The sequence below is a fragment of the Actinoplanes sp. NPDC023936 genome, from assembly GCF_040639325.1.
Classification (GTDB): domain Bacteria; phylum Actinomycetota; class Actinomycetes; order Mycobacteriales; family Micromonosporaceae; genus Actinoplanes.
In genome coordinates, this window is sequence record NZ_JBEZZR010000058.1 from 1 (window position 1) to 13,526 (window position 13,526).

9 protein-coding genes are annotated in these 13,526 nt (G+C 70.2%); 5 read left to right on the top strand and 4 right to left on the bottom strand.

Translation table 11 applies throughout. The annotated features are described in order from the left end of the window. Positions 1 to 384 precede the first annotated feature (384 nt). Complete coding sequence (rox, locus tag AB0F72_RS39595; RefSeq protein WP_360443505.1) at positions 385 to 1,800, top strand: rifampin monooxygenase; 1,416 nt, start codon at positions 385 to 387, stop codon at positions 1,798 to 1,800. Between the two features lie 131 nt (positions 1,801 to 1,931). Beyond that, on the top strand, positions 1,932 to 3,212 hold the full coding sequence (locus tag AB0F72_RS39600) for a multidrug effflux MFS transporter (RefSeq protein ID WP_360443508.1): 1,281 nt from the start codon (positions 1,932 to 1,934) through the stop codon (positions 3,210 to 3,212). Positions 3,213 to 3,252: 40 nt separating this feature from the next. Here AB0F72_RS39600 and AB0F72_RS39605 read toward each other — a convergent pair whose 3' ends face one another. The 3 genes from AB0F72_RS39605 to AB0F72_RS39615 all read right to left on the bottom strand — a co-directional run bounded on the left by AB0F72_RS39605 (position 3,253) and on the right by AB0F72_RS39615 (position 6,491). Then, positions 3,253 to 4,338 (bottom strand): helix-turn-helix domain-containing protein, encoded by a 1,086-nt coding sequence (locus AB0F72_RS39605; RefSeq protein ID WP_360443511.1) that lies wholly within the window; start codon positions 4,336 to 4,338, stop codon positions 3,253 to 3,255. 10 nt (positions 4,339 to 4,348) lie between these two features. Beyond that, positions 4,349 to 5,314 carry an alpha/beta hydrolase gene (locus tag AB0F72_RS39610; protein WP_360443514.1) on the bottom strand — a complete coding sequence of 322 codons (966 nt, stop codon included), beginning with the start codon at positions 5,312 to 5,314 and terminating at the stop codon, positions 4,349 to 4,351. Between the two features lie 169 nt (positions 5,315 to 5,483). Continuing rightward, the gene (locus AB0F72_RS39615; protein WP_360443517.1) at positions 5,484 to 6,491 is read right to left on the bottom strand and encodes a LacI family DNA-binding transcriptional regulator; all 1,008 of its coding nucleotides are present in this window, start codon (positions 6,489 to 6,491) and stop codon (positions 5,484 to 5,486) included. A 210-nt stretch (positions 6,492 to 6,701) separates the two neighbouring features. Between AB0F72_RS39615 and AB0F72_RS39620 the strand changes: the two genes are divergently transcribed. The 3 genes from AB0F72_RS39620 (at position 6,702) to AB0F72_RS39630 (ending at position 12,287) form a co-directional block, all read left to right on the top strand. Further along, positions 6,702 to 7,520, top strand: coding sequence for a hypothetical protein (locus tag AB0F72_RS39620; protein WP_360443520.1), 819 nt, complete (start codon positions 6,702 to 6,704; stop codon positions 7,518 to 7,520). Positions 7,521 to 7,641: 121 nt separating this feature from the next. Beyond that, positions 7,642 to 8,997, top strand: coding sequence for a glycoside hydrolase family 43 protein (locus AB0F72_RS39625; RefSeq protein ID WP_360443523.1), 1,356 nt, complete (start codon positions 7,642 to 7,644; stop codon positions 8,995 to 8,997). Continuing rightward, positions 8,994 to 12,287, top strand: coding sequence for a discoidin domain-containing protein (locus AB0F72_RS39630; RefSeq protein WP_360443526.1), 3,294 nt, complete (start codon positions 8,994 to 8,996; stop codon positions 12,285 to 12,287). Before AB0F72_RS39625 ends, AB0F72_RS39630 begins: the two co-directional genes overlap by 4 nt. 317 nt (positions 12,288 to 12,604) lie before the next feature. Here AB0F72_RS39630 and AB0F72_RS39635 read toward each other — a convergent pair whose 3' ends face one another. Then, positions 12,605 to 13,513: an FAD-dependent oxidoreductase gene (locus AB0F72_RS39635; RefSeq protein ID WP_360443529.1), complete on the bottom strand. Its 909-nt coding sequence runs from the start codon at positions 13,511 to 13,513 to the stop codon at positions 12,605 to 12,607. Positions 13,514 to 13,526: the final 13 nt, after the last annotated feature.

The following is a 13,526-nucleotide window of genomic DNA, read 5'->3' on the forward strand; positions in this document are numbered from 1 at the left end:
TTCCAGGCGACAGTTCCCACGCAAGGCACCAGCGCCAGCTACGGCTCGAGTCAACCCGAACACCGAAGACAAGAAACATACTCACAGCTACGGCTGGGGGATGCGAGCCGTCGTTGGGGCAGGTTCCCGGTGTTTTGGCTGCGTCGGCTACGGCTCGGTGTCGCGAGCCGTCGTTGCGGCAGGTCAACATGGCTTGATTTACCTGTGCCGGCTACGGCTGGCGGGGGCCGCGCGGGGAATGGCATGCGGCGCGCGCCTCGGCGGGAGCGGCGGTCGGCACCCACCCCGCTGCGGTTTTGTCCGTTGTCTCCACCGTATCCCGGGATGGTGGGCTTGCGGCAAGGGCCGGGTGACGGCGCAGAATCGGCCACCTGGGGGGATTCCATGATTGATGTGATCATCGCTGGTGGTGGGCCGACCGGGCTGATGCTCGCCGCCGAGCTCCGGCTGTACGGCGTGGGCGTGGTGGTGCTCGAGCGGGATCCGGAGCCGACGCCGGTGGTGCGGTCGCTCGGGCTGCATGTGCGCAGCATCGAGGTGATGGATCAGCGGGGGCTGCTGGAGCGGTTCCTGGAACACGGCACGAAGCACGAGGGCGGCGGGTATTTCGCCGGGATCGTCAAGCCCTGGCCGGAACAACTGGATACCGCGCACGGATACATCCTGGGGATTCCGCAGACCGTTACTGATCGACTGCTGGCGGAGCACGCCCTCGCCGCGGGCGCGGAGATCCGGCGGGGGAACGAGGTGATCGGTGTCGGTCAGGACGACTACGGGGTGACGGTGCGGCTGGCCGATGGGGCGGAGCTGCGGTCCTCGTTCCTGGTGGGTTGCGACGGCGGGCGCAGCACCGTGCGCAAGCTGATCGGCGTCGAGTTCCCCGGTGAGCCGAGCCGTGTCGACACGCTGCTGGGCGAGATGCGGCTGACCGTGTCGCCGGAGTCCCTGGCCGCGATCAATGCCGAGGTTCGCCGTACTGAGCTGCGGTTCGGTGCGATGCCGCTCGGCGACGGCTTTCACCGGGTGCTGGTGCCGGCCGCCCGGGTGTCGGCCGAGCCGCCCACCCTCGACGAGTTCACCGAGCAGTTGCGCGCGACGGCCGGCACCGACCTCGGCGCGCATCAGCCGCGGTGGCTGTCCCGGTTCGGCGACGCCACCCGACTTGCTGACCGTTATCGGTCGGGGCGGGTGCTGCTTGCCGGCGACGCCGCGCATGTTCATCCGCCCACCGGCGGGCAGGGGCTCAACCTGGGCATTCAGGACGCGTTCAACCTGGGGTGGAAACTGGCCGCCACGGTACGCGGGTGGGCGCCCGCCGGCCTGCTGGACAGCTACGAGTCCGAGCGTCGCCTGGTCGCGGCGGACGTGCTGGACAACACGCGGGCGCAGATGCACCTGCTCGCCACCGAGCCAGGTCCGCAGGCGGTCCGCCGGCTGCTCGCCGAGTTGATGGACTTCGACGAGGTGACCCGCTTCCTGATCGAGCGGATCACCGCGATCGGCGTGCGCTACGACATGGGGCCGGGACCGTTTCCGATCGGGCGGCGCCTGCGTGACATGCCGGTCGGGCGGGCGCGGCTCTACGAGCTGTTGCGGAGCGGGCGCGGGCTGCTGCTGGATCGGACCGGGCGGTTGTCGGTGGCCGGGTGGGCCGACCGGGTGGACCACGTCGTCGAGCCGGGTGTGGAGATCGACGCCGTGGCGGTGCTGCTGCGCCCGGACGGCCATGTCGCCTGGTGCGGGGACGACCAGGAGGAGCTGGGTGAGCGGTTGTCCCGGTGGTTCGGGTACCCCGACTGAGGGCCCGGACGGATCGCACGGTGCGCCGCCCTCGCCGGCAAGCGAATTACCAGGTAGTGGGCTTGCTGTGATAGCCGTTACCAAAGCGGTGCGGGCGGAAGAACCCGGTCGCGGAGCAACTTGTCGAAGGCGTGGCAGAGACTCGTACCATCACCCCGCCCGACGACGACCTGACGCCCGGAGAGCTGCTCCCGCTCGGGCGCCGGTTCCGGATCGTTCTCGTGCTCGGCTTCCTCACCGCGCTCGGGCCACTCACCATCGACATGTACCTGCCGTCGCTGCCGACGATCAGCACCGACCTGCAGACCACCGCCGCGGCGGTGCAGCTCACCCTGACCGGCACCCTGCTCGGCCTCGGCCTCGGTCAGCTCCTGGTGGGCCCGCTCTCCGACGCGATCGGCCGGCGCAAGCCGCTGCTCGCCGGCGTGGCAGTGCACATCCTCGCCTCGCTGCTCTGCGTGGTGGCGCCGAACCTGGCGACCCTCGGCACGCTGCGGGTGCTGCAGGGCCTCGGCGCGGCGGCGGCCTCGGTGGTGGCGATGGCGATCGTGCGTGACCTGTTCGACGGCCTGGCCGCGGCCCGGCTCTTCTCCCGGCTGATGCTGGTCGTCGGTGTGGCGCCGATCCTCGCGCCGACCATCGGCGGGCTGGTGCTGAGCTGGACGTCCTGGCGGGGCGTGTTCGTGGTGCTGACGGTGATCGGTGTGGCGTTCCTGGCCGCGTCGGCGGTGGTGCTGCCGGAGACGCTGCCGCCGGCGTTGCGCCGCAGCGGTGGCGTGGCGGGCACGGTCCGCGACTACGGGCGGCTGTTCACCGACCGGGTCTACGTGGGCCTGATCCTGGTGGCGGGTCTGTCGATGGCCGCGCTTTTCGCGTACGTGAGCGGTTCGTCGTACGTCTTCCAGGACGGGTACGGCATGAGCGAGCAGCAGTTCGCGCTGGTCTTCGCCGGTGGCGCGGTCGGCCTGATCGGCGCCACCCAGTTCAACGTGCGCCTGCTGCGCCGCTGGACCCCGCAGCAGATTCTGGCCACCTCGCTGCTGGCCGGCCTCGGCTTCGGCCTGGTGCTGCTCGTGCTGGCGGCCACCGGCATCGGTGGCCTGGCCGGCATCCTGATCCCGCTCTGGCTGGTGCTCACCATGGTCGGCCTGGTCATGCCGAACGCTCCCGCCCTCGCGCTGAACCGGCACGGCGAGGCGGCCGGCACCGCGGCCGCGCTGCTCGGCGCGGTCCAGTTCGGTGTGGGCGCCCTGGCCGCGCCGCTGGTCGGCGTGCTGGGCGTCGGCGCGGTCGCGATGGCGGTCGTCGTCTTCGGTGGCATGCTGGCCGCCAGCCTGGTCTGCTTCCTGGTGGTGCGTCCGCACCGGCTCCCGGTCGAGCAGGGCCGCACGATCGTGGCGGTCGCCCACTGACGCATCCGGCCGCGGGCGAGTCCGGGGCCGGACCGGGCAATCACGGGTTGCGGCTCAGGCGGCGCAGGACCAGCGCGAGCTGGGCGCGCAGCAGACCGTGCGGCTCGCGCACGCTCCAGCCCAGCAGGTGCTCGGCGTGCGCCACCCGGTCCTGCAGCGTCGAGTGGTGCAGCCGGAGCCGGGCGGCCGCGGCCCGCAGGCTGATCGTGGTGGCCACCGCGTGCAGGGTCGGCAACAGCCACGGTGCGGACGCGGCGGCGTGGTCGAGGGCGCGCACATCCGGCACCGCGCCGGGATCGGTGACGGTGGCGAGGGCCGCCAGAGCGCCGAGCTCGTCGTAGTGGATCACCGGTTCGCCCGGGTCGTCGGCAGTGCCGGCCGCGGTGAACCGCAGCGCGACGCGGGCGGCGCGGTGCGAGGCCGGCAGGTCCAGGATCGGCACGGGCGGGCCGATCCCGGCGCGTTCCGGAGCCGGGACGGGACGCGAGGGTGCCGGGACTGGGCGCGAGGGTGCTGAATCGGTCACGTGCGCGCCGGGCTGGGGACGGTGCGGGTGCGTTGCCGGGGTGCCGTCCGGCGGGTTGGGCGCGGTGCCGGTGACGGTGCGGACGCGTACCCCACCGGAATGCCGGACCACCGCCACAGCCGGCGCGTCCGCGGAGAGCCCGAGATGGCGCGCGGCGCGCAGCCGCGCGTCGGACGGCGCGTCAGCGTCGAGCAGCAGTTCGACGAGCGCCGTCTCGTCGGCGGCCGCGGCCCGGCCCCGGGTGCGATCGAGAACGGTCCGCGCGGCGCCTCCGGCACGTTCCAGAACCATCGGGTCGACCGGGCCGGGCCGGCCGGTGCGTTCCAGCCGGAGCGTCGCGGTGCCGGCCCGGACGCCCGGCCAGCGATCGTCGACCGGCTCGGCGGACGGGCTGGCGACGCCGTCGGGAAGCATGCGGACGTGCACGCGCCGGGCCGGATCGTCGAGGCGTGCCGGACAGCCCGCCAGCACCGCCGCGCCACGGACGATGCTGTGCAAGCCGGCGCCGGCCTCGACGAGCCCGTCGAAATACGCGATCACCTGCACGGCCGCGCTGGCGTCCGCGTCGAGAGCGGCGAGGCGGACGGCCAGGTCCTTCATACCGTCGAGGTTATTTGTTGAAGAGGCGGTTCAGCCAGCCGACCCGGGCCTGCCTCGCCTCCCGGGAGAGCGCGGCGCCGGGGGCCATGCTGTCGAAGCCGTGGAACGCGCCCGGCCAGACGTGCAGCTCGGCCTGGCCACCGGCCTGCCAGATGCGGCTCGGGTAGGCGACGTCCTCGTCCCGGAACGTCTCGGCGCTGCCCACGTCGATGAAGGCGGGCGGCAGGTTCGACAGGTCGGCCGCGCGGGCGGGCGCGGCATAGGGGGAGACGTCCGGGCCGCCGGCGGCGTCGCCGAGCAGCGCTTCCCAGCCGGTCCGGTTCGACGTGCGGTCCCAGACGCCGCGGCCGGCCATCTGGACCGCCGACGGGGTGTCGTTGCGGTCGTCGATCATGGGATAGATCAGCATCTGGCCGAGCAGGGCCGGGCCGCCGCGGTCACGGGCCATCAGTGCCAGCGCCGCCGCCAGGCCGCCGCCGGCACTCGCGCCCGCCACGATCAGACGGTCCGGGTCGAAGCCGAGCTCGCCGGCGTGCGCGGCGGTCCAGAGCAGGCCGGCGTAGCAGTCGTCGATCGGGCCGGGGTGCGGCGCCTCGGGCGCGAGGCGGTACTCGACGGAGACCACCACCAGGTTGAACTGCTCCGCCCAGTCGAGCATCTCCGGGACCCCGCCCCGGTTGTCGCCAAGGATCATGCCGCCACCGTGCGTGTGGTAGACGCAGCCGGGGATGCCGGTGGGATCCGTCGGCCGGCAGATCAGCAGGGAGATGTCCGGGTCGCCGGCGCGCCCGGGAACGGTGCGTTCCTCGACCGTGAACCGGCCGTCGCGCCGCAGGTCGTCGTCGGAGACCGCGGCCAGCACGGTGCCCTGGCGCATCATCGGGATCATTTCCGCCGTCAGGGACGGCGGGATCTGGTCGCCGACGGCGAGCAGTGCGGCGCCGAGTTCGGGGTCGAACGGAACGACGGTCGTCATGTGCGGCCTCCACGGGGATGCGGTTAACGGGAGATCACGGGAGTGTGACCGGTGTCACCAGGATGGCCGGGCGGCTGCGGCTGATCGAGCGCCACGCGGCGGAAATTGCCCGCCAGATGGCGGGTGTTACCTGGCCGCTCGTGCCGACCCTGGCGGCGCGGTCGAGTGTCTACGCCGAGGTGCGTCGGCCGGTGGATTCCCGGATCACCAGCTCGCACGGCTGGCGGTGGACGCCGGGGGCCGGCCGGCCGCCGAGCGCCGCGACCAGATGGCGGACTGCTGTCGCGCCGAGCTGCTCCAGGTTCAGGTCGATCGTGGTGAGCGGCGGGCGGCAGTCCGCGGCGAACTCCGTCCAGTTGTCGTAGCCGACGAGCGCCACGTCGTCGGGGACGCGGCGGCCGAGCTCGCGCAGGGTCTGTGCCACCCCGGCGGCGATCTGGTCGTTGCCGCAGAAGACGGCGTCGGTGTGCGGCGCGGCGGTCAGCAGCTCGCCGGCGGCTTCCCGGCCCCAGCGCTGCGACCACTCGCCGTAGCGCGGCTGACCTCCGGCGGGACGCAGTCCGTGGCCGCCGAGGACGGTCAGCAGGCCGCTCGCCCGGGCGCGGGCGGCCCGGTAGGTCTCCGGGCCGGTGATGTGGGCGATGCGGCTGCGACCGATATCGATCAGATGCTCGGTGGCCAGCCGTGCGCCGCCCTCGTCGTCGGCGACGACCGAGGTGTCGCCACGGCGGTCGGACTCGGTGTAGGCGTACACGACCGGCACCGGCATGTCGCGCGGCAGGGGCGGGCGCAGGTCGTTGTCGTCGCCGAGCACGAGGAAGCCCTCGACCTGCCGGGCCAGCACGGTCAGGTAGTACCGTTGCCGGCCGGCGTCCCCGCGCGCGTCGCAGAGCAGCACCGACATCCGCTCCCCGGCGAGCCGCCCGATCGCGGTCTCGGCGCCGAGCAGGATCGGCATGGCGAACCGGCCGCCGCGCTCGTCGGTGAGCAGGCCGATGGCCCGGGTGCGCCCGCCGGGGGAGAACGACAGGTCGGCGGCCGCGCGCAGCACGCGCTCCCGGGTGGCCGCCGCGACCTGGTCCTTCGCATTGATCGCTTTGGACGCTGTGGCGACCGAAACGCCGGCGCGGCGTGCCACATCGGCGAGGGTCACCGCCTGGCTGCGTCGCCGTCCCATAGCCGCTCCCAGCAGCTCGACCGTTTACCGGAATCTATTCGTAACACGATGAACACCTTGCCGAAAACCTTTTCGTAAGGCAGCCTCACCGGCAGGCGGAAGCACCACTTGGGGCACAGGGACGGGGCCCGCCCGGCGATCTCGCACACCCGGAAATCGGCGGGCGCAATCTCATCCAGGACATCGATAGATGTCGATCAAGGAGGTTCCGTGAAGATACGCGTCATGATCGCCGTACTGCTGGCGATCGTCATGGCTCCGGCCGCCGCGCAGGCCGCACCGCCGACCTGGAGCCCGCCGTCGAATCTCGTCACGCCGCTGAACCAGGTCTGGCAGCACCAGGAGCAGACCTACAACAACGGCAATCTGTACGGGTTCCGCAACTACGGCTGGGACCAGGTCATGGCCAACCGTGGCTACATCAACTACTGCGTGCGCTGGGATTCGACGGCGACGGTGACGGCCGCCCAGCGTGACGCCGTCCACGCCGCCCTGGCCCGGCAGCACAAGAAGTGGATGGACGAACTGGTCGGGCACAACGCCTGGCCGTACACCGATGTGCCGGTCCGGGTCGTCGGCTGGGCCGTGCGCAACCGCTCCCAGCTGCAGTGGAGCGACACGTCGGTGGACATCTACGTGAACGACATCCGGGAGAACGCCCCGCAGTGCTCGGTGCCGTGCGGGCGCTTCTTCAACCAGAACGGGCAGTACCCGAACTGCCCCGGCGGATACACCCGGCACTACGACCAGTCACTGTGGCTCACCGACGGCTTCGGCGGCGGCGCCGGCGGTGACTGGGGCCAGCGGATGGGCCGCGAGTACTTCATGAACAACATCAACGCGGCGAACATGACCATCCTGCTGCACGAGATCGGTCATACCTGGGGTCTCGACGACTTCTACGACTGGACCCCGAGCGGCGTCAGCAACTTCATCATGCGCGCCGGCAGCTCACCGTCGATCACCGAGTTCGACGCCTGGATGTTCCGGGACTGGTGGCGGCATCTCAAGAGCCGCTACGGCTACTGACCTGATTGTCCGGGCCCCGGTTTCCGGCCGGGGCCCACCCGGTCCGTCGTTTCGTTTAAGGAGCGCCATGTCGGTCAGAAAGTGGCTGGCCGGCGCGTGCGGGGTGATCACGGCGGTAGCCGTGGCCGCGGTGCCCGTGCACGCCGCCAATCCGATCATCACCAGCATCTACACCGCCGACCCGGCGCCGCTCGTGGTCGGGAACACCATGTACGTCTACGCCGGCCGGGACGAGGCGCCGGCCGGCACGAACAACTTCGTGATGCGCGAATGGCACGTGCTGTCGTCCACCGACGCGAACACGTGGACGCATCACGGCGCGCGGGCGAACATCGCGACGTTCCCGTGGGCCGGCGCGGACGCGTGGGCCGGCGAGGTGGAGCCCCGCAACGGCAAGTACTACTGGTACACGTCGGTGAATGGCAACGGTCCGGGATGGATGAACATCGGCGTCGCGGTCGGCGACTCGCCGCTCGGCCCGTTCACCGACGCCAAGGGCGGGCCGCTGATCAGTGACAGCACACCGAACTCGTCGGGGCTCAACATCGATCCGACGGTGTTCGTGGACGACGACGGCCAGGCCTACATGTACTGGGGCGGGTATTGGGCGCCGCGCGCGGTGAAGCTGGCCGCCAACATGATCGACACGGTGGGGCCGGTCGTGACGCCGCAAGGTCTCACGAATTACTGGGAGGCCCCGTGGATGTTCAAGCGCAACGGGCTGTATTACATGATGTACGCCGCGAACGACACGAACGGCTGTGTCGTCAACACGAACTACGCCTGCCAGCGGTATGCGACAGCGACGAATCCACTGGGGCCGTGGACGCATCGCGGGATCGTGCTCGGGCAGGTGTCGTCAACGACGAATCACGCTGGAATCGTCGAGTTGAACGGACAGTCGTACCTCGTCTATCACACGGCCGATGCGCCCGGTGGCGGTAATTTCCGCAGGTCGGTGGCGGTCGACAAGCTGTACTTCAACGCCGACGGGACGATCCAGCGCGTCGTGCCGACGACGGGCGGCGGCGGTGGTGGCGGCAGTGGCACGAACATCGCGCCGGTTGCGACAGCGTCGACGTCGTATGTATCGCCGTGGGAGAGCCTGTCGGCGATCAACAACGGTGGCACGCCGGTCAATTCACAGGACCGATCAAGTCTGGTGTACGGCAACTGGCCGCAGCAGGGCACGCAATGGATCGAGTATCGATGGTCGTCCGCACGGTCCGTCAATAGATCGTCGGTCTACTGGTTCGACGACAACCAGGGCATCGACGTGCCCGCATCGTGTGAACTGCAGTATTGGAACGGCAGTCAATATGTCAACATTGCCGGCCAGTCAACATGTGGAACGACTGCACATGTTGACAACGTGATTACCTTCAACACCGTCAACACCACACGTCTTCGGCTTCAGATCACCTCGCGCAGTGGCTACTCCACCGGTGTGCTCGAGTGGAAGGCGTTCCAAGCATGAAGACGCGATCGCTCCACACGGCCGCTCGCCGCCTGTGCGCGTACACCACCGGCCTGCTCCTGATCGTCGCCGGCCTCACCGTCACATCGTCGCCGGCGCGGGCGGCCCAGATGATCGGCTATCCCACGTTCACCAACGCCGGATCAATTCCGGCGCCGCCCGTCGGCTACTCGACCGGCGACACGATGAGAGCCATCTACGACGCCGAGTCCTCCGGCACCGACTTCTGGATGGACCGTCTCCTCGCCCGCACGGGCAACGACCCGGCCGGCCCGTGGCTCATGACGCGCGGCCGCGCCGCTTTCATGTACACCCACAACCCCGCGGTGATCGGTTTCGGCGGCAGCGCGGCGTACTGGGACAACATCAGCAGTCAGAACGCGTACGCGATCACGGCCTCGCCGGGCACGTTCACCGAACAGACCGCGCAGCGACGCCAGACGCCGAGTCACTGGCGCAGTGTGCACACGAGCGGATCAATACGTCTCGACGTCACCAAGTTCATCACCGACAACAACGTGTTGATCACCAACGTCGCCGTCGTCAATACGGGCAGCGCCTCAGCGACGATCACCATGAACGCCACGTCGCCGTATGCGACCACCGTGAGCGGCAGCGAGCTGACCGGCACCCGAGCCGTCAAGAACAACCTGACGACCCTCTACCCGCGCCTGTCCGGCGACGGCTTCACGGCCGCGAGCGGCGCGCTCACCCGATCAGTCACGGTCGCGGCCGGCGCGACGGTCGCGGTCAAGGTCCAGCTCGGCATGATCGCCAACGAGATACCGCAGTCCCGGACCGAGTACGACGCGTACCGGGCGCGGTCGGCGGCCGACGCGTTCGCCACGCACGTCCGCGCGTACAACAGGTGGTGGGCCGAGAACGTGCCCTACATCGACGTGCCGGACGCGGCGATCAAGAAGAACATCTACTACCGCTGGTGGCTGATGCGCTTCAACCACCTGGACGCGGACATTCCCGGGCAGGACTTCCAGTTCCCGCAGTCGATCGAGGGCGTGACCGGGTACAACAACGCGATCGCGCTGACCCAGCCGATGCACATCGACGACCTCAAGTATCTGCGCAGCCCGGAGTACGCCTACGGGCCGTACCTCGCGGTCGGCCAGTACTCCGCGAACGGCCGCTTCGTCGACAACCCGGGCGACCCGGAGAACTGGTCGAACTCGTACACGCAGTACATCGCGGAGGCGGCCTGGCGGGCGTACCAGATCCACGGCGGGCAGCCGGCCATGCTGACGAACTTCGCGCGGTATGCCGAGGGCGACGCGAAGGGGCAGCTCGCGACGTACGACACCAACAACAACGGGGTGATCGAGTACAACTGGGGCGCGATGACCGGCAACGACGCCGACGCGGTGTCGTTCCACTGGCGGGAGGGCAACCTCGACCGGGCCGAGACGGCGTACGTGTGGAGCGCCGCCAACGCCGCCCGGGACGCCTACACGCTGCTCGGCAACACGGCGAAGGCGACCGAGATGCAGACCCTCGCCGACCGGATCCGCACCGGCGTGATCAGCACGCTGTGGAACCCGTCGCGGCAGCTCCTCGAGCACAAGCACGTGGCGACCAACACGCACGTGCCGTGGAAAGAGATCAACAACTACTATCCGTACGCGGTCGGGCTGATGCCGAACACCGCGCAGTACCGCGAGGCGCTGCGGCTGTTCGCCGAGCCGGCGCAGTACCCGATCTTCCCGTTCTACACCGCGAACCAGGTGGACAAGGCGGCCGCGGCCGCCGCCGGGAACCCGGGCAGCAACAACTTCTCGACGATCAACTCGACGGTGCAGTTCCGGCTCTACTCGCAGGCGCTGCGCACCTACCCGAACTCCTGGATGACCGCCGAGGACTACAAGAAGCTGCTCTACTGGAACGCCTGGGCGCAGTACGTCGACGGCAACACGGCGTGGCCGGACGCGAACGAGTTCTGGGCCGACTGGAACGGCAGCGCGATCACCTACCGTTCGTGGATCCATCACAACATCCTCGGCAGCAGCAACTGGACGATCATCGAGGACGTGGCGGGGCTGCGGCCGCGCAACGACACGCAGATCGAACTGTCGCCGATCAACATCGGGTGGTCGCACTTCGCGGTCAACAACCTGCGCTACCGCAACGCCAACCTGTCGGTGGTCTGGGACGACCCGGCGGACGGCGTGACCCGGTACGCCGGGGTGCCGCAGGGCTATTCGATCTTCCTGAACGGCACGCGGGTGGCGACGATCAATCAGCTGGCGCCGTTCACCTACAACCCGGCCACCGGCGCGGTGACCACGACCGGGACGGTGTCGTACAACGTGGCGTTCTCCGGATTGCAGGCGCCGCAGAACGTGGTGCAGAGCAGCACCCGGATGGTGGACGTGTTCCGCAAGGCCGGCGTCGACCTGACCTCGGCCACGCCGAACCTGGCGTCCGGCGCGACGGCGTCCGCGTCCTACACCACGGCCGGCACGACGACGGCCGGCGCGATCGACGGGCTGCCGACGACCTCGCCGCTGTGGGGTAGTCACGGCAGCACCAACGCCACCGACTGGTACGAGGTCAACTTCGGCACGGCGCGATCCGTTGACCAGGCGTGGGTGTACTTCCGCAACGACCGGGCCGGCAATCGGTACCGGCCGCCGACCGCGTACACCGTGCAGTACTGGAACGGCTCAACATGGGTTGACGCGTCAAGTCAAGTCAAGACACCCGCGACGCCGCAATCCAACTTCAACATTGTCAACTTCACCGGGGTGAGCACGTCGCGGCTGCGGATCATGTTCACCCAGCCGTCCGGCAGCGCCAAGGTCGGTCTCACCGAGTTGAAGCTCTACCACCGGGGCACGGTGGTGCCGCCGGATCCGAACCTGGCGTCGTCGGCCACCCCGAGCGCGTCGTACACGTCGGCGTGGGAGAGCGTCGCGGCGATCAACGACGGCATCGACCCGCCGTCGTCCAACGACACCGTCAACCCGCGGTGGGGGACCTGGCCCAACACCGGCCAGCAGTGGGCCGAGCTGACCTGGCCGACGGCGGTCTCGCTGCGGCGGGCGCAGGTGTACTTCTTCGACGACGGCCAGGGCATCGACCTGCCGGCGTCCTGGAAGCTGCAGTACTGGAACGGCAGCGCCTATCTGGACGTCCCGTCGGCGAGCGGCTATCCGATCGCGGCCGACCAGTACAACTCGGTCACGTTCGGGCAGGTCAGCACGACCCGGTTACGGGTCGCGCTGACCAGCGGCAGCGCGTCCGTCGGACTGCTGGAGGTCAAGGCGTCCGCCGGCTGAGACAAAGCTGAGACAAGGGTGCTCGTGGGCCGGGTGGACCCCGGCCCACGAGCCTGTCACGCCGGCGACGTCGTCATCGCGAGCCGGCCGTCGGCGGCCGTGACCTTGGTACGCCGGGACAGCACCTCGATCGTCTGTTCCACCTCGTCGGCGCGGCCGATCACCGGGTCCAGCCTGCCGTGCCGAGCCTCCTCGGTGAGGTCACGGCCGTACTCGTTGAGCGTCGGCGTGGTGCTCGGCCGCTGCGGCGCCCGGCTCAGCGGCAGCGTCCCCGGATCGGCGCCGACCAGCCGGCGCGGGATCCGCCATCAGTCGGTCTACTGCTCTCCGGCGACCATCGCGGCGATCCGGGCGGCGTCCCCCCAGGAGAGGGTGAAGCCGGCGCCGCCGTGGCCGTAACACGCGAAGACCGGCCGGCCGTGGCCGGGAACCGCCTCGACCCGGACGCTCGACCGGCCCGGACGCAGCCCGGCGGCCCGGGACAGGATCGGCTGGCCGGTCAGCTCGGGGACCAGGGCCCGTACCCGTCGGAGAATCGCCTCTTCGATCGCCGGGTCGGGCTGCGTGCTCCAGTTGCCGTGCTCGCCGGTGCCGCCGCAGACGACGTCGTCGCGGCGCGGCACTACGTAGGTGAGACCGTCCGGGTTGTCCTCGTCGGTGATCCAGTCGGTGAGGCCGGGGTTGGCGAGCCGCACCACCTGGCCACGGATCGGGAAGACGTCGGTGTCGCCGAGGAGTTCCGCCGACCGGATGCCGGCCGCGACGACGACCACGTCGTCCTCGGGCAGGGATCGCACGGTCGCGGTCTCGACCCGTACCCCGAGATCGTGAATGGCAGCGCGCAGCCAGGCGAGATAGACGTCGGTCTGGATCAGCGGCACCACGCAGCGCACGCCGCCGGGCTGGATCGTGTGCTCCGGGACGGCGCTGGTCCACGACAGATCGGGATCGGGCCGGCGGGTGATCACCGTCCCGGCTCGCATCTGGACGCCGGTCGCCGGGGCGGTGGCCAGCCGCTGGAACCGCTGGTAGGCGACGGCCGCCGAGTCCAGGACCGCGGCCGAGCGGTGGACGTCGTGCGGGAACCAGATCGCCGCGGCGACCGCGGACACCCCGGCGCCCGCCGGCTCGGCGGCCAGGATCCGCACGCGATGGCCGGCCGTCGCCAGCTCGTGCGCGATGCTCATGCCGACCACGCCCGCGCCCACCACCGTTACGCTGCTCACAGGAAAGACCATA

Bases quoted from the DNA above. Each gene is read 5' to 3' on its own strand.
- rox (WP_360443505.1), top strand. From the start codon at position 385: ATGATTGATGTGATCATCGCTGGTGGTGGGCCGACCGGGCTGATGCTC.
- AB0F72_RS39605 (WP_360443511.1), bottom strand. From the start codon at position 4,338: ATGAAGGACCTGGCCGTCCGCCTCGCCGCTCTCGACGCGGACGCCAGC.
- AB0F72_RS39610 (WP_360443514.1), bottom strand. From the start codon at position 5,314: ATGACGACCGTCGTTCCGTTCGACCCCGAACTCGGCGCCGCACTGCTC.
- AB0F72_RS39615 (WP_360443517.1), bottom strand. From the start codon at position 6,491: ATGGGACGGCGACGCAGCCAGGCGGTGACCCTCGCCGATGTGGCACGC.
- AB0F72_RS39630 (WP_360443526.1), top strand. From the start codon at position 8,994: ATGAAGACGCGATCGCTCCACACGGCCGCTCGCCGCCTGTGCGCGTAC.